This is a genomic window from Sphingobacterium corticibacterium, from assembly GCF_004208525.1.
GTDB classification, from domain to species: Bacteria; Bacteroidota; Bacteroidia; order Sphingobacteriales; family Sphingobacteriaceae; genus Sphingobacterium; species Sphingobacterium corticibacterium.
The window spans coordinates 51,196-73,481 of sequence record NZ_SGIT01000002.1 but is presented as its reverse complement, the minus strand read 5'-3'; the positions used below and the strand labels follow the sequence as shown (position 1 = coordinate 73,481).

At 43.0% G+C, this 22,286-nt stretch carries 12 protein-coding genes; 5 read left to right on the top strand and 7 right to left on the bottom strand.

What is annotated here, in order from left to right:
- Nucleotides 1-21: 21 nt before the first annotated feature.
- From EWE74_RS08980 to EWE74_RS08965, 4 genes are all read left to right on the top strand, one after another.
- Nucleotides 22-1,572, top strand: coding sequence for a glycoside hydrolase (locus tag EWE74_RS08980; RefSeq protein WP_130141228.1), 1,551 nt, complete (start codon nucleotides 22-24; stop codon nucleotides 1,570-1,572).
- Between the two features lie 6 nt (nucleotides 1,573-1,578).
- Nucleotides 1,579-3,519, top strand: coding sequence for a glycoside hydrolase family 97 protein (locus tag EWE74_RS08975; protein ID WP_130141227.1), 1,941 nt, complete (start codon nucleotides 1,579-1,581; stop codon nucleotides 3,517-3,519).
- 31 nt (nucleotides 3,520-3,550) lie between these two features.
- On the top strand, nucleotides 3,551-5,314 hold the full coding sequence (locus EWE74_RS08970) for a glycoside hydrolase family 43 protein (protein WP_130141226.1): 1,764 nt from the start codon (nucleotides 3,551-3,553) through the stop codon (nucleotides 5,312-5,314).
- Nucleotides 5,315-5,391: 77 nt separating this feature from the next.
- Complete coding sequence (locus tag EWE74_RS08965) at nucleotides 5,392-7,764, top strand: glycoside hydrolase family 127 protein (protein WP_165384677.1); 2,373 nt, start codon at nucleotides 5,392-5,394, stop codon at nucleotides 7,762-7,764.
- 146 nt (nucleotides 7,765-7,910) lie between these two features.
- On the opposite strand, the gene EWE74_RS08960 is transcribed toward EWE74_RS08965, so the two are convergent.
- The 7 genes from EWE74_RS08960 to EWE74_RS08930 form a co-directional block, all read right to left on the bottom strand.
- Nucleotides 7,911-8,747: a sialate O-acetylesterase gene (locus tag EWE74_RS08960; RefSeq protein ID WP_130141225.1), complete on the bottom strand. Its 837-nt coding sequence runs from the start codon at nucleotides 8,745-8,747 to the stop codon at nucleotides 7,911-7,913.
- 72 nt (nucleotides 8,748-8,819) lie between these two features.
- Nucleotides 8,820-10,541 carry an endo-1,4-beta-xylanase gene (locus EWE74_RS08955; protein ID WP_130141224.1) on the bottom strand — a complete coding sequence of 574 codons (1,722 nt, stop codon included), beginning with the start codon at nucleotides 10,539-10,541 and terminating at the stop codon, nucleotides 8,820-8,822.
- Nucleotides 10,542-10,558: 17 nt separating this feature from the next.
- Nucleotides 10,559-11,626: a DUF5627 domain-containing protein gene (locus EWE74_RS08950; protein WP_130141223.1), complete on the bottom strand. Its 1,068-nt coding sequence runs from the start codon at nucleotides 11,624-11,626 to the stop codon at nucleotides 10,559-10,561.
- Between the two features lie 29 nt (nucleotides 11,627-11,655).
- Complete coding sequence (locus tag EWE74_RS08945) at nucleotides 11,656-13,434, bottom strand: RagB/SusD family nutrient uptake outer membrane protein (protein ID WP_130141222.1); 1,779 nt, start codon at nucleotides 13,432-13,434, stop codon at nucleotides 11,656-11,658.
- Between the two features lie 23 nt (nucleotides 13,435-13,457).
- Entirely contained in the window at nucleotides 13,458-16,295 is a 2,838-nt protein-coding gene (locus EWE74_RS08940) for a SusC/RagA family TonB-linked outer membrane protein (protein WP_130141221.1), read from the bottom strand.
- A gap of 21 nt (nucleotides 16,296-16,316) precedes the next feature.
- On the bottom strand, nucleotides 16,317-18,203 hold the full coding sequence (locus EWE74_RS08935; protein ID WP_130141220.1) for a RagB/SusD family nutrient uptake outer membrane protein: 1,887 nt from the start codon (nucleotides 18,201-18,203) through the stop codon (nucleotides 16,317-16,319).
- Nucleotides 18,204-18,214: 11 nt separating this feature from the next.
- Entirely contained in the window at nucleotides 18,215-21,367 is a 3,153-nt protein-coding gene (locus tag EWE74_RS08930; RefSeq protein ID WP_239018607.1) for a SusC/RagA family TonB-linked outer membrane protein, read from the bottom strand.
- A 686-nt stretch (nucleotides 21,368-22,053) separates the two neighbouring features.
- Here EWE74_RS08930 and EWE74_RS21295 point away from each other — a divergent pair.
- On the top strand, nucleotides 22,054-22,284 hold the full coding sequence (locus EWE74_RS21295) for a beta/alpha barrel domain-containing protein (RefSeq protein WP_239018606.1): 231 nt from the start codon (nucleotides 22,054-22,056) through the stop codon (nucleotides 22,282-22,284).
- The last annotated feature ends 2 nt before the right edge of the window (nucleotides 22,285-22,286 follow it).

The following is a 22,286-nucleotide window of genomic DNA, read 5'->3' as shown; positions in this document are numbered from 1 at the left end:
ATATTTTATAAACCTACAAAAATGAACAGATCAATTTTATTACTCTTATTGCTGCCTTTGCTATGCGCAGGCTGCAAAAAAGAGGAGACAACCAAAACCCCATCGGTGGACATTTCGGTCAGAGAAATCGCGCTCGCCCATGCAGCTGGCAGAGCAGAGGTTGCTCTGCATTGGGCCTATGCTGAATGGGAACTGCAGATACCTGAAGGAGAATTCTTATCCGATTTTACATTTAAGCAAGGGGGAAGTGTTTCGCATGCGGGAACCACCCGTATACATTTCAATTATGCCGAGAATAATACCGGCGAGGAGCGGCAGCAGGAGCTTATATTTAAAAACCGAACAACAGGGGTCGAACAGCTTGTTAGGATAAGTCAATTACCGAAACCTCCACTTGTGTTGGCATTGAACACGGCGGTGAAATATCAAACTATTACCGGCTTTGGCGGCATGCTTAATCCAGCAATATGGCTTGGCGATAATCAGTTGACCGAAGAAGAGGTTGAACGCCTTTATGGGCAAGATGGTTTGGGTTTTAAAATGATGCGCATGATGATCTATGCCAATCCCTCCGACTGGAATCGAGATTTGGCGATAGCGAAAAAGGCGCAATCTTTAGGGGCGCGGATTTTTGCGTCGCCTTGGACGCCACCCGCACATATGAAAAGTAGCAAGCAGCAAGCCGGAGGTAATGGGGGATATCTTTTGCCAGAGTACTACCAAGAGTATGTTGAGCATTTGAATGCATTTGTCGATTACATGACAGCGAATGGCGTGACAATTGAAGCCGTCTCCATCCAAAACGAACCTGACTGGGATCCCGAATATGATGCGTGTGTCTGGAACCCAGAGCAAATATTGGCTTTTATGAAGGATTATGCTCAGGGGATAAAAGTTAAAGTAATCGCTGCAGAGGCCGTAAATTTTAAGAAGATATACACGGATCCCGTACTCAATGATCCTATAGCTGTTCAAAACTTGGACATCGTTGGGACGCATTTATACGGAGGTGGAATCGGAGATTACCCGCTGGCAAGACAACACGGTAAGGAAATTTGGATGACAGAGCATTTACATAACAATAACAGTGCGGATGACTGGTCATGGGAAAACGCATTAATGCTTGGTGAGGAAATTTACGGATGTATGAATGCTAATTTTAATGCCTATATCTGGTGGTATCTTAAACGCCATTACAGTGTGCTAGGAGATGGCCTCTACGGAACAACAGCGGGTGAAATGTTATCGCGCGGATTTATTATGTCGCACTACGCGAAGTATACGACAGGTCGGCAACGTATTGCAGTGGAGAAGATGGAAGACAATGGTTTGTTTTTTGTAACTGCATACGAAGGAGAGGATGATATCACGTTGGTAGTACAAAATAGTAGCAATAACGAAGTGCGCGCTGTACAATTTGATCTCCCACAGGAGGTGACGAGGGCAGAGGCTATAGAAACTACCGAATCCAGTAAAATGGCGAATAAGAGTGTTGTGTTAACAGAAGACAAGAACGCTGTTGTGTTGCATGTTAACGCTAAATCAATTGTTTCAATTAAGTTAACTAAATAAAATTTTATGCTTTTAAAAAGGTTTTCAGTTTTTTTACTATCTATTTCAATCGCAGGTACGTTGTCTGCGCAAGAAACTAAAGTGCAAGGCCCAGACGGGAATTTATCTGTTTCTTTTTCTATTAATGAAGGTCGTTTATTTTATAGTCTCAAAAATCGGGGCGAAACCGTTTTAGAGAATTCGCCATTAGGATTATATACGAACGAAGGTGATTTTGTTGATAGTTTAAGCCTTGTCGATTCAGAAATGGATAAAGTCGAGAAAACGTATGAACAAGACAGAATTAAAACATCCAAAGTTACGTATAAAGCGAACGTACTGCGATTAACGGTGGAGAATGGACAAAAGAATAAATTATCGGTGGTGTTCCAAGTTAGCGATCATGATGTGGCTTTTCGTTATGAACTTCCCGTCTGGGGAGAGCGGCGAAGTGCGGTAGTTTTGCGTGAGGAAACCGGATATCGTTTTCCCGAAAACACTACGGCTTTCTTGTCCAATATGATGACGCCCATGACAGCATTTGCGCGTACTGCGCCAAGTTATGAGAGTGGATATATAGCAGACGCACCTCTTGCGAAGGCGAAGAGTAAATACGGATTTGTATTTCCGGGACTATTCAGAATTGGTAATACAGGTTGGGCTCTTCTCTCCGAAACCGGTGTAAGCAGTCTGTATTGTGCATCACACCTCAGTGAAATATCTACAGAAGGTGTTTTTCATGTCGCCTATCCAGATATGGCACAGAACAATGGTTTTGGCAGTACGGGCGCTGCGGTATCCTTACCCGCCGTTACACCATGGCGGACGATAACAGTTGGGAATGATCTACAACCTATTGTAGAAACTACCATTCCTTTCGACGTAGTGGAACCGTTATATGAAGCCTCGCAACAATATAAATTTGGCAAGTCGACTTGGAGCTGGATTGTGTGGCAAGATCAAAGTATGAACTGGAAAGATCAGGTAACTTACATTGATCTAGCTTCTGATTTAGGCTATCCGTACATTCTAGTGGATGCCTTCTGGGACGAGAATTTAGGTAAGGAGAAGTTGGAAGAGCTTGTGCAATACGCCAAGAGTAAAAATGTAGACATATTTTTATGGTATAACTCGAATGGTGCTTTCAACGATGCACCGCAGGGCCCTCGTAATAAAATGAACACTTCTATTGTGCGTAAAAGCGAGATGAAGTGGTTGCAACGTATCGGTGTGAAGGGGTTAAAAGTTGATTTCCTGGGCGGAGATAAACAGGAAACCATGCGGTTGTATGAAGATATTTTGTCTGACGCTAATGACCACGGTTTGATGGTTATTTTCCATGGCGCCACATTGCCACGTGGATGGGAGCGTATGTACCCCAACTACGTGGGAAGCGAGGCGGTTATCGCGTCGGAAATGTTGATCTTTTCTCAACATGCACGGGACAACGAAGCATTTTACGCTACACTACATCCATTTATAAGGAATACAGTGGGTAGCATGGAGTTTGGCGGAGTCTTATTAAACAAGTATTTGCATAAGGAAAATAAAGATCGTAATAAACGACTTACTACCGATGCCTTCCAGTTGGCTACCGCCGTTTTGTTTCAAAATCCCGTTCAACCTTTTGCATTGACACCAAATAACTTGTCCGATGTGCCAAGCTTTGAAATCGACTTTATGCGTAATGTTCCAACAACATGGGACGAAACACGTTTCATTGCCGGTTACCCAGGTAAATATGCGGTTTTGGCAAGAAGACACGGTGAAAAGTGGTATTTGGCGGGCGTAAATGCGGAGGATACACCTCAGAAGATAAAACTCCATGTGGGTATGCTAGGCGGAGGTTTGCAATCAATGATTTCTGATAAAAGCGATGGTACTACGTATCAATCAAATCTTAAGATCGATAAACGTGGAGAAGTGGAAGTGACTATCCAGCCAAAAGGTGGTATAGTTATTTTTTAAGTAGGTATAAATCATCAATAGGAGGAAAATTATGCAATCAAAACGAAGAATATTGAACGGTCGGGCGCGCATCTTGTCATGCTTATTGCTGACCACTCTATTCGTTTCGTGCAACTCAACAAATACGGACACAGAAGAAACGGATGTTAGAGAAGGTAGTCATGAACCATTGTTCCAAAACTTTACCTACACCGGGAAGGATAAGATTTATGAAGATAATCCTTTAGAGGAGGATTTTTTTTACAGTCCGATACTACAGGGCTGTTACCCTGATCCAAGTATTACGCGGAAAGGGGATGATTATTATCTGGTGGCGTCATCTTTTGTGATGTTTCCGGGAGTGCCCATCTTTCATTCCAAAGATTTGGTGAATTGGAAGCAGATTGGACATGTTTTGAACAGAGAATCGCAATTGAAAGTCGAAACTGCCGGTATAAGTGCCGGAATATACGCACCGGATATTATGTATAATCCGCATAATGATACTTTTTACATGATTACCACGCAAATTGCGTCCGGTATAGGAAATATGGTCGTGAAAACGAAAGATCCGCTTCAAGGGAATTGGTCTGATCCGATCAAGCTCGATTTCGATGGTATTGATCCAGCACTGTTTTTTGACGATGATGGTAAGGCTTATGTAGTGCATAATGATGCACCCGATGAGGGTAAGGAACGGTATAAAGGGCATCGCGTCATCAAAGTATGGGATTACGATATCGAAAAAGATCAAGTCATCGCCGGTACGGACAAAATTATCGTTGACGGCGGCGTTGATATTACGCAAAAGCCAATCTGGATCGAAGCGCCACACATTTATAAAAGAAATAATCAATATTATTTGATGTGTGCAGAAGGCGGAACTGGTGGTAACCACAGTGAAGTTATTTTTGTGTGCGATAGTCCGCGTGGTCCATATAAGCCTTCATCGAAAAACCCTATTTTATCCCAAAGACATCTGGATAAGCGTCGCGCTAATCCAGTCGAATGGGCAGGACATGCTGATCTGGTGGAAACGCCGAGTGGAGAGTGGTATGGCGTATTTCTTGCAATCCGCCCGAATGAAAAGAATCGTGTCAATACGGGGCGTGAGACGTTTATTTTACCGGTTGATTGGTCAGGCGAATGGCCTGTATTCGAAGGGGGGATGGAGCCATTGAAACCCTCCGTTAAGATGCCTACTGGCGCAAAAAATAAAATGAATACAGCAGGTTTATTCCCTAATGGCAATTTTACATTTGCCGATTCTTTCAAAGAAAGGCGTTTGGATGATCGTTGGGTAGCCTTGCGAGGGCCCCGGGAGAATTTCGTACGGGAGATTAAGGACGGGATTATCATTAAACCGTTTGAAGTCAACATTAAAAAACAGCAGCCGATTTCCGCTTTGTTTTATCGTCAACAGCACCAGATATTCTCCGCCGAAGTAGAAATGGACTATGTACCGCAAGGAGAAAGCGATTTGGCAGGAATCACCTGTTTGCAGAGTGAACAATTTAACTATGTGTTCGGCTTAACCAAGTCGGGAGATGATTATTACGTAGTTTTGGAGCGGACTGAAAAAGGCCACTCAAAACTTGTTGCAAACGCGAAGGTCGACCAAGTGCATAAGTTAAAGTTAAAGGTTGATGCCAACGGAGACGATTATCGATTCTCTTACGATATAGGTAGGGGGGATTTTGAAAACGTTGGCGGGACGGTATCAGGCGATATTCTCTCTACCGATGTGGCAGGGGGATTTACCGGAGCGATGATTGGTTTGTATGCCACTTCCGCGAACGATATTAAAATAGATTAGTTTTTAGCTTAGTTTTGTTGCGTAAACGGTTGCCCCAGGTCCGCGGGGCACCGTTTATAATTAAACCTTAAAATATAATGATAAGAAATAAAGCAATCAAAGTTCTAATGGTGACCTTAGGTTTAAGCACCGCTACGATGGCCCAAGAAAAATTGTACCAGCACACCTTCGGACTGGGGGATGTCAAATTATTAGAGAGTCCTTTTTTACATGCGCAAAACCTCAATGTAGAAACATTGTTAGCCTATGATGTAGATCGGCTGTTGGCTCCCTTTCTAAAAGAAGCCGGATTGGAACCTAAAGCACCGAGTTTTTCGAACTGGATAGATTTAGACGGCCACGTTGGTGGGCATTACCTTTCCGCGTTAGCTATTCATTACGCCTCAACCGGGGACGAGCGATGTAAAGAGCGTATGGACTATATGTTAGCAGAGTTGAAACGTTGTCAGGAGAAGAACGGCGATGGTTACTTGGGTGGCGTGCCTAATGGCGAAAACCTGTGGAAAGAGGTTAAGAAAGGAAATGTGGGTGAGGTCTGGAAATATTGGGTGCCTTGGTATAACCTGCATAAAACCTATGCTGGATTACGTGACGCTTGGTTGTACGGCCATAATGAAGAAGCCAAAGCGATGTTTATCAAGTTAAGTGATTGGGGAACCGATATGGTAGCTGGATTAAGCGATGAACAAATGGAGTCGATGCTGGCCAATGAGTTTGGTGGTATGAATGAAGTCTATGCCGACGCTTATCAAATCACCGGCGATGCGCGTTATCTGATTACAGCGAAACGTTTTTCCCACAAGCAGATTTTTGATTCGGTATCACATCGGGTCGATAACTTGGATAATATGCATGCCAACACGCAGGTGCCTAAGGCGGTAGGATACCAACGTGTGGCAGAATTAACCCATGAACAGGATTATATGGTTGCGGCTGATTTCTTTTGGGAAACTGTATCACAAAATCGGTCCTTGGCACTAGGGGGCAATAGCCGTCGTGAACATTTTCCTTCGGAACAGGATTTTCTGAACTATATGGAAGAAAGGGAAGGTCCTGAATCTTGCAATACGAATAATATGTTGAAGCTGGCAGGCGGATTGTTTCGTATGAAACCCGACGCGAAGTATATGGACTTCTATGAGCGCGCCCTTTACAACCACATCTTGTCTACCCAGCATCCCGATCACGGAGGATACGTCTATTTTACGTCCGCACGTCCGGCACATTATCGGGTTTATTCAAAGGTCAATAGCGCGATGTGGTGTTGCGTGGGTACCGGGATGGAGAACCATGGGAAATATGGCGAAATGATCTATACACAAGATGGAGATGCCCTATATGTTAACTTATTTGTTGCTTCGGAATTAAACTGGAAAGAAAAAGGAATACGTTTGACTCAATACACGGATTTTCCAGCGTCAGGCAACAGTACAATCACCATACAAGATGTAAAATCAAATCGGATTAAGATGCTGATTCGCTATCCGAGTTGGGTGCCGGCAGGAAAAATGAAAGTTACTGTTGGTGGAAAGGACTATGCGAAGTCGTTTCAACCGGGATCTTATATTGTGGTCGATAGAGTCTGGAAAAAAGGAGACCAACTAAAAATCGATATGCCGATGGATCTTCGCGTAGAGGAGTTGAAACACAATCCCGAGTATATTTCTATCTTTCGCGGTCCGATTTTGATGGGAAGTAAAGTAGATCACGGCGATGTAACAGGCTTGGTGGCCGATGACCATCGCTGGGGACATATAGCGCACGGATCATTAGTTTCTTTGTTTGATACACCAGCGCTTATTGGCGATCGTGCAGCATTAATCGGCAGTCTGAACCAAACACGTGCAATAGCTAATCAGCCGCTGCATTTTCAAGTGCCGTCTGCATTTGTAGACAAGCGCTTTGGTCAGCTTACTTTGCAGCCGTTTTATGAAATCCACGATAGCCGGTACATGATGTATTGGTTGGCGATGACAGGAGAGGAGTTTAATAAGTTGCAAGCGGAGAAGAAAGAGGAGGAACGGTTAAAACTAGTACTCGATCAACGCACGGTTGATGCCGTAAAACTTGGTGAGCAACAACCGGAGGTGGATCATCGGTTTAAAGAACTGAAATCTAGTAAAGGAAATCATCAGGGTCAATCTTGGCGTGAGGCTGCAGACGGTGGTTATTTCTCGTTCGAACTACAGACTTCTGCGAAGAAAAATCTTTCTCTGCTGGTCACGTATTGGGGATATGAATCCGGAAATAGGGATTTTGATGTTTTGATTGATGATCAAGTGATCGCAACGGAGAAACTTGGCGGGAAATGGAACCAAAGTAAATTCTTTGACCTCAATTATGCTATTCCAAATGATGTGCTGCAAGGAAAAGATATTGTTACGGTTAAGTTTGTTCCCAAACCCGGACATCGGGCAGGGCGCGTGTTCCGGGTGAGGTTGGTGGAGTAGTTTTCATAATTAGTAATTTTCCGCACATGGTTGGAGGATTCTAATTAGCCTCTCGAACATGTTTTTAAGGACGTTTAACGAGTATTTACCAGGTACGATATGGTAAATACTCGTAAGTTAATAGGTGAAATGGCGGACAGTGTTCTCTAATTTCTTGGAATGGAAAGTAATACCTCTGTATATTTCTTCCCCAGTTGTCGATAACCTTCGGTGCTAAAATGCAGTCCATCTGGTACACCTTCGCAACCTGCTGACGACACAATATGTGCTGTTGGGATGGTCTTCGGAAGCGCTTGAATAATTTCATTCATGCTAGCACATTTCCCCCCCTGTTCAGCGGAAAGTAACTCACCGACCAACAAAGGTGTCTCCGATGCTTGAAGATCGAGGTCATTTAAAAGATTTTGATACACTTTGTTTACTTTGTTAGGCCAGTCGCGATCACCTGTATTGCTTTCTCCTTGGTGTAACAATATACCTTTGATAATACCTGTCTTTTGTGCGGCTTTTGCCATTTCTACCAACCGTTTATAAGGGTTATTATCATAATGAGCAAGCATGCCTTTCATCCAGCCTGGAGCACGATCTACATAACTCTCCGTACTATCTATATCAAAAAGTTGGATGTGACACCCACCAACCGATACGTTAATAATGCCTACCTGAATGCTATCCGGCAGATTGTCGATCAACGTTTTTCCAAAATAATCAGCAGGCGTGAGTCCGGTGTTGCACCGTGTGAGGGGAGGGGTTGCCTGATACCATTTACCTTTTTCTCTGCCGAGATCGGGACAATCCACCGCTGACAGAACTTGGAATCGAGCGTTGGATAGGATATCTGTAGGTTCAAACTCACTGTGTCCTTCCATATTCGATTGACCAAAACATAGGTATACGTGGAAGTTTTTATCCTGCGCGTAGCCTATGTGTTGAAAAAAAACAAAAAAGAACAGACTAACGAAAATATTTATGTTAAAATTCATAAGTTGTGTTTTAGAAAAGGGTTGTGTAGAATAAACACAACCCTTAAAATGTATTGCTAAATTAAGATATTTCTATTGACTCTGCAAAGCCTCAACCACTCCCACATATGCAGCTTTACGTTGGTAACCTCCGCTATTTGTCCAGATACCCACCGGTTGGTTCGGGCGCCATGCGGATGTTGAGGGTTGATCTGCTGGACTGCGGAAAGTAATGCCCGCTCTTTGGTTTGAAGGTATTATATTAAAGTAACTTTCTATAAACCATTTATACATGTCCATCTGTTGTTTATACAAAGCGGTTGTTGCCTGATTGGTCGTTGTCCCGGTACCGATATCAAAAGATATTTTGATTAATTTTTTTGTCTCAGCTAACTGTTGCAAAGTGGATTCCACTTTTTCTTTGTTATCTCCTACATTCAAGGATAGCTCTGTCGCGATACCATCTACTGTCGTTCCTTTACCATCGGTATAAGCAATGAAATCTGCCAGACCCTGAATCTTAGCCGGATTGTCTAATAGGCCCGTTTCGGTAAAGAAGATTTGATCATTTGTGCTTGCATATGCTTTGATCATACCAATGGCGATGCTGGCGTAATCTTTACCCAGATAATCTTGCCAGTAAAAAGTATTTGTAGGTAAATCATCGGGATTAATTCCTGTACCATTTCGCAGTTCCGAAGGTGTATCCTCATCCATGGGTTGGTAAACGACACTCCATGATTTCACGGTTTCTTTACCATCTTCTCCGATAGCTTTGATCCATTTTTCCATTTCGCCCGAAATGATTTCTTTTTTCTCAGCTGGCGTTTTGATAATCGTTTCGCCTACTATTTCCCAACTCATCGTGATATTATCTATAAGATAGTCGCCCGAGCCCGTTGCAGATCCCACCGTCAGTACAAATTCTGTCCATTCTTTTTGAGCGGGGGTGAGGTTGAGTGAGGAAATTGGTAGTTCAATCAGTCCTCGGCCCCATTGGCCGCCAGGCACGCCGAAAGATGAAGGACCGCCAAAACTAGCGAATGTTACATTGCCAGTGTTGGCACTGATCGCAAGACGCATTCCCGCACCATATAAACCACAGCATCCTTCCCCTTTGAAATCAATCATTACATTTAGGTAATCCCCTAATTTGCGTCCTTCGGGCAGAGTAATCTGGAACTGCGGAAAGGTTTGCTGACCTTTAATATTTAACGCATTCCCACTTTTGCCATCCGGATCTGTTACAACTCGATTCGCACTCAGGTCTCCACCGACAATCATCGGGTAGGATTTACCAAGTTCGTCATTTTCGAAATCGACAACGATGTCTTTTCCAGATTCGCCAGGTATAATGATGTCTGCAATTAGGCTCTGCAGATAATCTGCACCCTGGTTTTCGTGCCATAGCAGGTGGCCCACGTGTGTGGAAAGCCCCGTCGATGCCTGCGCTTCCATTGCCGATGTAAAATCAGGGATTCTGATCGACCCGTCGTCTTGGACAGCATCCAAGTGACGCAAACCATTTGTTAAACTAATCTGGTCAAAGTGCTGTTGAGCCAGTCTATACAGCACACTGTTACTAACAAGATCCGTGTAGCTGAGTTCGGTAGCCAGTTTAAAATCAGGCTGCCCCGTAGCTTGAACATAGTTTTTAAGTTCCTTATAAGCATCTAATGTTTCTTGGTCTATGATACTTTGCGGTTTATCTGCATAGAACTCCCGTGTCTCAAACTTGGCACAACCCTGGAATAAAGTAGCTGTCGAAAAGCACACGAGAACCCACCTATATAATTTTTTACTTATCGTGTTCATAATAGTCGATTAAAAATTTACTTAACAACCGGTGTGAAATATTCTGCAATGACTGCACGGTCACGCATAACTAACGTGTCCTTCGTCACTATTTGCCCACTTATGGTTTTGCTGTTTGCACCCGATCCTACAATAATATTACTATAGTTCACTTGATAATCTAAATACAGCGCATCACGATCCTGATTACCCCAACTGTTTTTGTCACCTCTTTTAACAAATGAACCTGTCCCTGTAGCTGTGTAGCCAGAAGAATTTGTTGTAATAGTACACTTGCCTTCTTGATCAAACGTGAGTAATAATGTACAGCGGAAGATGTTACCTGCATCTGCATCGCGGAACTCAACGGGGAATTCCAGTGTTTGGAGTGATTTGGTGGTGAGTAAGTTCACTTCATTTTTTTCTATATATTCCGTACGGCGAGAGACATTCCTAGTCACATCTCCGGTCATGGCATCGACACCTCTTCTTAGATAATTCCCATGCCACTGATTCACAAACTTAACAACATATGATACGTAATCTTTTGGCCTAACGTTCCAATCAACCGCTAGATGGCGGTTGGGGGATGATAACGTGGACAGACCGCGAAGGATGGAATCCGCTCCGTTGACGTTTTTCATAAGCAAGGGGATTGCATAATGATTTTGAATTGCGAGTGGATCTTGGAAAAAATCGTCGGTCAATTGAACCTCCACACCGCCTAAAATAGCACCCGGTAGAATGCTGATTTTATCACTCGCGAGTGTATAGTACGAAGATGGCATAGGTTTTACCTCCGTCGTTCCGCCAGGAAAATAGAGGTTTTCCAGAAGGCTTTCGTCTACGGCAACAACAATATCAACTTGCTTGGAATTGGTACGTGCACCGCCGATAGTTGCTTTGATGCTAACTTTATGTTCATTGTCTAATGTATTATCTACGAGCGGATCTTCGCCAAGTACCACTGTCCTGATGGGGTATTGCGAAGCAAAGTAAACTGTTTGGTAGTCAAAATCAGGATGCACGATCTCTTTGTTCTGGCAAGAGGTGAAGGAATACAGCAGTACACCTATCAAACCCAATATATTCTTATAATTTTTCATTTTTCTTACTTCTCTTAATATCAGTCAAATTAATTCCAGCCTTTATTTTGTTGTAGGTTGCTGAACTTTAAGATCTCGGAATAGGGGATGGGACCGTAGTTCATAAAATCTTGGAATGTTCTACTTTCTACTTGGACGGGAGTGTATGAACTTCCGTTGACATCTATTCCTCTAGCTGTTTCATTTAAATCAAGTTTCCAGCGACGCAAGTCCCAGAAACGGAAGCCTTCAAAACATAATTCCAAACGGCGCTCATTCCGGATGAGTTCCCGCATTTTAACCGGATCATTCTTACATTCCTCTAGATATTGATCTCCATTGCTGGTTCCCACACCTGCTCGTCTACGTATTGCCTTGATGACGTCATAAGCAGAGAATCCATTTCCACCATCTCCGGTCGGACCCCAAGCTTCATTAGCCGCTTCTGCATAGAGAAGATAGATTTCAGTATAGCGTATCCGAGGGTTGTAATGTGCTTTTCCAGTGGTGGAAGCTGGATCGACATTGACGTCCATGCGCAATCGCTTTTTCATATAATACCCTGTTCTTGTAGATGTTTCCCGAATGTTGATCCCGTCACCATTCTCTCTGCCGGCGGTGCTGCCTGTATAGATAACGCTGTTGGAAACACCTGCAGTGCTCCCATTGTATATGATGTAGGTAGCTAAACGCGGATCTCTTCCAGCGAACGGATTATTCGGATTGTAACCGCTATTGCTATTATCGTTTATAGGATATCCATTGGCCATGGGAAATGCTTCCACTAAATTCTGTGTAGGGTTCATGAATCCGGTTCCAAATAATGACGGAGGAAAGTTCTGCGCTTCCTGCGTCGTATTAATACTGGATATATTTTCTCGCCAGATGATTTCTGGTGGATTTATCCCTCCGCTCAAGGCATCAATTTCGGCTGCATTTGTGTAATAGGTAAATCCATTGGCAGGTAGTGCATTTGGTCCGCCCTTGTACTTGATAATTTCTGCTGACGTATTAGCGGCGTCAGCCCAAAAATTAGGATTGCTGCTGCCTAGAAATGCAGGACTAGCAGCTAGCAAGGCTGTACGAGCTCTAAAAGACTGGGCAATAAGGCCATTAAATAGTAGGCGGGAATATTCGCCCATGACGCGGTTGTAAGTCTCCACATTGTTCGTTATGCTGCTGAATCGTTCAGGTATTTGCGCCGGAGAACTGATATTATTATATTCGTAAGGAAGGTGTTCTTCGGCCCTATCCAAATCATCGTTGATTTGCGCTACACAATCTTCGAAAGTGGCGCGACTTTGGTTGAAATCCGAGTCCTTTGTTTGGAATTCTGTAATTATCGGTACGCCTAGCAATTTGCCATCGGCTGTGACACCCCCGTGATTTCTTAATAAATAATATAGGAACAACGCGCGTAGTCCGTACGCTTCGCCTTTCATACGTCTGTTAAACAATTGTGCTGCTGCTTCATCTTCCGCCCATTTAACTTTATCTACATTTTCCAGAAATAAGTTGATATACTGAATCGCTCCGTAGTTATTCTGCCATAAATTTACCGGATTGTTAGCTGCCGTCCATGTTCCGGTTGCCATCTGAAGATATCCGTTGCTTCTTTGATTAGTAACAGCATCATCTGTAGCATATTCGCTGTTGTCGTAAGAACCAGGGATAGAACGGTAAGCGTTGACAAGAAACCCTTGCGCATAACTGGCATCCGTATACATCTGTTCAATCGATTTAAAGTTTTCGGGATCCGGGCTTAGTAATTTTTCACAACCTGATAAGGCCCAAATACATAATCCTGCTATTAATATTCTCATTTTCATAATGTACGTTGTTAAGATATGAATTAAAAGGATGCTTTAAATCCAACGTTATAAAATCGGTATTGCGGCGCAGAACCAATATTTGTTTCCATCATTTTACGCTCCTTGGACACAACCAAAAGATTGTCGCCATTTGCATAGACGCTTAATCCGTTTATAAATGTCTTACTTAGCAAGTCTTTGTCAAAATCGTAAGTAAGCTGTACTCTATTCAGGTTAAAGCGATTGTTTTTATACATCCAAAAGGTTGAATTTTGAAAATTATTGTTGTTCGAAGTGGTTGTTAAACGTGGATAACTGCCAAGTTTCGTGACTTCGTATTCGCCGGAGCTGTTTTTTTCAATTTCTGTGCGGTCTAAAACGACTTCCGAATATTTACTCGCTCCTCTCACCCAAAAATAGTCGTTGTTCTTGAATCCAATTGCGCCGGCTTGCCCGCTACCCAAAGCGAATAACGTAAAGTTTTTCCATCTCAGGGTAACGTTGATACCATACGTAAATGGCGATACCGCCCAACCATTGTGTCCCAAGTTAACCTGATCGCGACTATCGATAATGCCATCGCCATTAATGTCCCTATATTTTATGTCACCCGGTTTTACTTCTCCGAATCGTTGCTCTGCGTGGTTATCAATTTCCTGCTGGTTCATGAAAATACCTTCGCTGATATAACCCCAATAGGCATCAAGCGGATTACCCACGCGATACTGATAATCATCTTCAAACCTTTCGTCGCGTTTGGTTGCGCGAGATGAAAAGTACATACCTGTTAATCCTAAGGACCAGTTTACCTGACCGGTTTTTTGATGAAGATTGGCGGTGAAATCCACACCTTCACGCCGGTCGTTATTATAGTTTAGGTAAGGCAGAAACGAGAAGTCCCAATTAGAAAAATAAGATGGAAAGATCGTCGCCGTTCCTTGTGTCAACAGGCCATTCGTCTGTTGCAGAAAATAGTTTGCGTCTAAGGTAATCAGGTTATTGCTCAACGCCGCATCTAAGCCAATCCTAAATTCCTTTCTTTTAATGAATGATAAATCCAAGTTTTCGCCTTGGCGGGATCCGGTGGTCTCGCCGCCTGCCACACCATCTCTCCACTGGTACCATCCACCATCATTGACAAAGTAACCTTGATACATATAATAATTGGGAATATCGAGATCTTGGTTTAAAGATCCGTAGGAAGCAGACAATTTTAGGTGATCAAAAACGGAAATGTTCTCGCTGAAAAACGGTTCATCACTGATCCGCCAACCCAGTGTAAAGGTAGGAGAAAAGGCACTCCGATTTCCAGGTGCCAATTTGGCGGAATGTACCAAGGCCCCCGTAAAGTCTGCATAGTATTTCTGACGGTAATTGTAAGCTGCACGTACGCCAAGATTTGTGTTTCGCAACGGCTGGTACGTACTCCCTTCATGGTTCGCATCTCTCGCCATCTGGATAAAATAACCCCAGCCAACTAACGAAGCGTCTACATTGTGCTCAAGCCCAAACGAACGTGTGTAGTCCAACTGTGTTCTAAACGACATTGTCTGGTTGTAATTTGTTTCGCCAATATATTCATTGGTGGAATTGAGGTCGTTGTTAAATTTAGTGAGAGAAGTAATCAGCCTTTTTCCATCTACTTGAGCCCATGTCGGCTGATAGACGGCATAGTCTTCTTTGAATGCCTCGTTGTAGAACGTTTGATAATCTAGACTGTAACCGCCGTTTAGTGATAAGCCTTCCGTAATTCCAGACAAATCTGCATGGGCATTCACATTGAACATAAATCGACGATGTTTGGATTTGATGTAACCGGCGACGAGCATATCCGCGAAGGTATTGGTTTGATCGTTAGATGTTCCCCCTAACAGATATTTACCATCGATGATGTTTTTGCTGTTTTCAACCAACGTTTGCAGATTGCTATTACCCATATCGAGTTGGTCGACCGGCACCCAAGGAGAAAACCAGTTTGGTCGTAAGGTCGCTGCAGTTCCCCAGAAATTACCTCTCGCAGTGTAACTATCTGTGACGACAGCAACGGCATCGGTCGAAGCCGACAACCAGTCAGTCAGCTTCATGTCTACATTTGCGCGCACGTTGAACGACAGCGCGTCGTTATTCTTGCTATCTCCGTATTTCAGTATGTCATTGCTTTTTGCCAATCCAAGGTTGGTATAGTATCGTGTACGTTCATTTCCGCCAGATATCTCAGTGGTTACATCCGATCTCGAAAATACATTTTTGATATAGTCAGACGAATAAAAGTTGACGTCCGGATATTGATACGGATTTACTCCTGATGCCGTATTAAAAATCTCTTCTGCTGTATACCTCGCTGCTACACCATCATTTCTGGATGCCTCATTAAAGAGGGTCATGTATTCGGACGCGTTTAGATAAGTAGGGTAGCGTTTAGGCGCAAACAGTCCTGTATTCGCACGTACATCAATCTGCAAAGGTTTTATTGCCCCCCTTTTGGTCGTAATTAATATCACACCTTTTGCACCGGTACTGCCATAAAGAGCAACATTACTGGCTCCTTTCAGTACTGTTATCGACGCAATTTCTACTAAGCGAACATCAGAGGCACTCCTTGGTATCCCATCAACTAGGATGAGTGCACCTTGTCCCCATATATTCCCGTTATAACCGCCAATGAAGCTCTCCAGGTTGTCTAAACTATATGTGCCATAATTTTTATCTAGCAATGCGGAGATATCTACACTATTTACACCGCCCAAAAGGTCCGTTTTTGCTTTAGATCCAAATGCCACATGGACGAGACTATCGGTCTTTTCCTGTGCACGTATACCCAGTGAGCTGGCTATCAACAATGCGAAAAGAACAGTATAAACTTTTTTATTTTTTTTCATCGTTTTTCCTCTTAAGTTAAATTACCAACCTGGGTTTTGTTGAAACCCTTCATACATTGTCACGTCGCTTCGAAGAAACGGAAACCAATAATGTTTTTGTTCGAGCTTCCTTTCGACTACCACCGTTTGCCTAAAATTCAATACTCTTGCATTCCTCGGGTCTGCGTAAACTTGCTCATTGGGCATGCCACGATCAAAATGTACAGCTTTTTTTACGTTGTAGGGATGTTCAGTTAATAATAGCCATCGGCGCAGATCCACGAATCGATGCCCTTCGAAAGCAAGTTCTACAGCTCGTTCCCTGCGCACTTCGCTCATAAAGGCATTGGTTGAACTTAAAAATTTTTCGTTTACAGGATCTACACCTGCACGTTGCCTGATTTTGTTTACGGCTTCAACCGCTGTTAGTGTATAGCTGCCTACGCGGCTTTGCGGACTGCCGTATCCTACCGCAGTGGCCTCCGCATACATGAGGTACACGTCCGCCAAACGCATGAAACTAAGTACAAATATGTTGTTTTCCATAAAACCGTCGTGATCGTTCATTAGTTTGTTCGTGAATTTGGAATTCATATAGCCGGTTACGACAGCTTTTGCGGGATCATTGGTGCGGTAAAAACCTCCGGTGAATAAGCTGGCGTATTGCCTAAATTCGTTGCTCGCGACACTACCTGCACGCGAAACACACCTTTCTCCGTCGATGATGATATCATGATAAAAGCGTGGATCGCGGTCTCGCCATGGATATTCCGAGTCGTAACCAGATTCGGGATCGCTTTGACTGACGTCCGCAGGTAGGGGAAGTCCATTAGCCATGCCATAGTAATCGACGTAGTTTGCTGTTGGATATACCTTTATCCCTGATGCGTTAATGGTGGTCGGACGGTAGTCGTTTACTTGATTCCACCGCCAGCGACCGTTGCTTTGAGTCAAGTTTTCTACAAAAATAGCTTCTTTCAAGCCAGGCAGTCTTCCATTTTGGTTATGGGTATAAAATAGTTGGGTGTATTGTGAAAAAGTGGCCAGCTCGTATCGATTGGTTGATTCGATTATTTGTAGTGCCTGAGTAAACGCATCTGCTGCTTTTTTTGCGTATTCCGTGTCGTAAGAAGTACTACCTGTCAACTCTTTATTCATCAAGGGACTCGCTGCCCATAGATAATTTTTACCGAGATACGCAAGCGCCATAATTTTATTTGTCCGAAAATTATTGTTCCCTAAGGTTTGTCGTCCCGCTGTGGTCTCGTCCCAATTGACGGGAAGCAGTTCCGCCGCTTTTTGAAAATCAAAAGCTGCTTTGTCTGCTGTTTCTCTATACCCAAGTCGTTGTACGGCTACGGTCTCGTCGCTGGGGAGGGCTGTGTCGATATACGGTAGGCCGCCCCAATACTGCATCAGCATAAAATGAAACCACCCGCGAAAGAAGTACAACTGGCCGGCTATCAGATTTTTCTCCTCAGCGGTGGCATCCTGCATTAAATCTAGATTGGCAATTCCTACATTCGCCTTCCGTATCGCGTACCAAGATAGGCCCCATAGATTACCCTTTTGGAACCTTTCATCGGTTTGTGGATTGCCACCGGTTTTGAACCAACTATAGTAACGAGTGTTCCAACCCCAGTAGTCGCCCTGATCGACCGCATTGGCCATGAGCCGTGTCTCGCCGATTTCCCAGTATTCATCCTCACCAAAATTCCAATTATTGTGGTATTCGGAGGCGGAAACCAACGGAATGCAATTATATAGTTCTTCTGTAAACCCTTGGAAATTTCTAAAATTCTTAAAAACCTCCGCGGTTTCAATATCACTGTTTGGTGCCTTGTCAAGATACTTCTTGCACGACACAATACCGGTCACCGTAAAAATTAAAAAAACAGTGACAAGTATTTTGTTATAACGATTTCTCATCTTTAATTCATTTAAAAGGTAATGTCCAAGCCTAAGTTCACGCGTCGCATAGTCGGATATGCGCCAAAACTTGAGTTGCCAGCGAAATTAGATTCACGATCATCCGGCATTTTTGTCCATAAGAACAGGTTGTTGCCATTGAGGTAAATTCTACAGCTATTGATGCCGAAGCGTTTGGTGAAATTTCCGGCTAACCTATATCCTAACTCTGCATTTTTAAGACGCACATAGGAACCATCATATTGATAACGGGTACCAGATGCTTCCGGGCCGAGTGTAGTGGTCCACCTAGGGTATGGAATATCTCCGCCGCGATCCAGATTCCAATAACTGCCTTCTACAAAGGCTACGTTCGATGTGGAGTGAAAGGTAGGGAAGGAAACTTCGCGCGTGACGTTATTCACTCCGTAGAATTGGAAAAAAAGATTCCAGCCTTTCCACTCTAAACCAATCGAGGCATTGTAGGTGTTTTGAGGAGAAGAGGAATACTTGTAGGCAATCACATCTTGATCATTGATTACTCCGTCTCCGTTGAAATCAATAATATTGTAGTCACCTGGCAATTTATCATTATTGTTGACATTACGTTGGGTACTCCCTAGGACATCGTCCCAGCTCTGTAAAAATCCGTGATCCTGATAACTTCGGCTTTGTCCTAGTGGATGGAATGCATTTCTTTGGTAATCAGGTCTGAGCGGTGGGTCATCCCTAAAAATTACCGTATTGACCGCGTGGGTCATATTCGTGTTCGCCCACAACGTGAGTCCATTGCTAAACGTGTGGTTTAAACCTAATTCAATTTCGTACCCCTTACCTTTTACCTCTCCTAGATTCGCACGTGGTGCGCTTACCCCAAAATAAGAAGGAATCGCGCGCGATCCACCAGCAATAATGATGTCGGTTCTATGGTCATTGAAAAAATCGACACTACCGGTTATTTTATTGCTTAGAAAGCCAAAGTCAATCCCAATATTTCGTTTTTCTGCTGTTTCCCACGCAATGTTAGGATTTCCCAGCTGGGTAATTCTGTAATAGGAATAAGGTGTATTGGTAGGGATATCGCCCATGACGCTGTTTCCACCAAAAGCCCATTGATCAGCATATAGCCAACGTCCGTCCACATTGTCGTCACCAATTCTTCCCCAAGAACCGCGCACTTTTAATAGGTTGACGATAGACTGATTTTTTAAGAACCGCTCATTGGATAAGGTCCACCCAGCAGAAAAGGAAGGGAAAAAATCAAAACGGTAATCCGGCCCGAATTGTTCAGAGCCGTTATATGCACCGTTTACTTCCAAAAAATACCGTAAATCATAATTATAGGTTGTCCGAAATACCCAATCTTCCCGGAAGCGAGCAAACATACTTCCTGTGGCTAATTTCTCCCGCATAAATAATCCCATTGCGGATACATCATGCTTTCCGAATTTATTCGCGTAGTTGAGTTGAAAAGAATAATTGGTTCTTCTATACATGGCGCCAATATCTACGGCTCCCGATTCGGTAGACCAACGAACGCCATCTGTGTAGTCTAGTTGAGTGCCCGTATTTATTTTTTCCGCATAATCAATCTCACCGGTTTCAGGATTTACCCATTTACGCTGCGCACCGTTGTACAGGTCATTGATTCCACGATCGATTTCTTGAAATGTATTATCAAGTGAAAAATTGACCCTGGCATTTAATCCAGACAGAATCATTTTCAAATCTTGTTGCAAGGTAAAATCGGTTGTCAGTTGATTTCTCGTTTTTTTCTCAATACCAGACATGGCCAAGGTATAAACCGAGTTGGGTACATCCGCATTTTTTGGTGCGTAATAACCCCAAGTTCCATCGGAATAGATCGGCCACATGGCATCTGGAGAAGTTCGATAAGCCGAAGCCCAAAATCCTGCATCATTATCTGAAGCACCCCAAGGCACCTTTCGTACGCCATTCGAACCAAATAATTTGGTAGAGAAAGTCGTTGTTTCGGTCAGATTAAAATTGAGATTGCTACGAACATTTGTACGGGTATACCCATAACCTGAATTATAACCACGCCCATTTTGGAAGGTCTTAAATAAGTCTCCTTCGTACACAAAATCGACGTTTGCGAAATACGTAACGAAATCGGAACCTCCAGATACACTTGCGCTTGTATTATGGGATAGGGCATGGTCTTTAAATAGCTCCTTTTCCCAATCTACATTTGGATATCGGTCTCTTTCTTCATCGGTAGCCGGGTTGCGATACTTGTTTAGTATAGCGAGTGGTCTGTAGGAGTTCCAAGCTTCACCTTTGAGCAACATTTCACGTGTTATGGTCTCGTTTTTTAGTAGTAGGGCGTCAAATGAGTCGTATTTTTCAGGAAGTTTAGAAGCGGCTTTGGCAGTCATATTTGACCGGATTTGAATATTCGCTTTTCCTTTTTTCCCCTGTTTTGTTGTCACAAGTATGACACCATTTGCACCTTTTACGCCGAATACAGCTGTCGCAGAAGCATCTTTTAAGACAGATATACTCTCCACTGACGAGATATCTACCGAACTGATGGAACGTTCGATACCGTCTACGAGAATGAGCGGGCTGCTGTTGTTCCACGAGGTTTGCGCTCGGATTAGGATTTGTGGATCTTCAGCGCCGGGCATACCGGTCGATGATGTTGTGACTAAGCCAGGAAGATTCCCGGTAAGCGCTTGGCCTAGATTGGTGACACCGCCCGTCCGTTGGAGCACTTCGCCTGTTGTTTGCACAATAGAGCCTACAACGCTTTCTTTCTTTTGCGTCCCGTATCCAACAACGACGGTTTCTTCGATATCAATAGCGTAATCGTTTAATACGATGCGTAGTTGCGTTTGGTTTCCTAAGGTGACTTCAGAGCGATTGTACCCAACTTTAGAAACAACCAGTACTTTTGCATTATTGGACACTTGATTTAAGATGAAATTTCCGTCCGTGTCGGTAAAAACACTGTTGCGGGATCCCATTATGGTAAGGTTTACGTTTTCTATGGGAACTTGATTTTGGTCTACAACAGTACCGCGTATCGTACGCGTGTTTTGGGCAAAGGCAATCGTTATGGAGCTCAGTAACCCGACAAAAAGGCTGATCACTGATCGGTAGGATAAACGCTCCACACACCGCCAATATCTCCAAGGAGAATTAGTAGATTCTGTCATCATAGTTTATTTTAATTGATTATAAAAAAAAAGTTTAAAAGAAGGCAACGGTTAGCAAGTTTTCCTGCCCTTTGTACATCGTGATTTATACGAAAATTCTCATGGACTGTTTGTGTTAAGCATATCGTCTGTTTAAAAATGGTTTGTATGAAATTAGTTATGTATTACTTCCTCTCTACATTTACATTCAATCTTGTCTCTAAAATAAAGAGCTACCTCTAGGTTCTTTCTATGTTAGCAACAAAATATGTGTTGGTTATTGGATGGTAAATGTCATTAAAACATTTCAAGCACTAAAATTTTTGTGTTTCATTCTGATTTCTATTGGTAACATGTTTTGTTAATTTGTTTATTATCAATGTTTTAATGTTTATTTTAAGTGGTGTTGCTATTTGCCTTATCAAATTGGAATTAAGATAAGAAGTATTTGTTTTCTCTAAATAAATGTTTCAAATCGCTTTCTGTTTATTTCATATTATGTCTTTTATTTATCATTAACTCTGTTTTTTATCAATTAAAGACATTGTCACTTCGTTTCCAACGAAGTAAGTTCGTAGTTTAGCCATACGCTAGCTGAATAATTTAAGTGGGGATAGCATATCTTGTTCTGAATTTATAGGCTTAGAGCATAGGACGCTATTCCAGTAGCCAATAGAAATACGTACTAGAAAATAATATCTAATTATAATATGCAATTTTTTATAGACACAGCACACCCTGACCAAATTCAACAGGCGCAATATTTAGGCGTGCTTGATGGCGTGACAACGAATTCATCTTCTGGGCTTTGTAAAGATTGGAGCGCATGTGATGACAAGACCTTATCTTTAATAGCAAGCCTATTAGAGCATCCGCTGACCGAAAGTGGTTTAGCAAAATTTTTAGCCGATCATAAACGTGTAGCAGAACAAAATATTTAGAA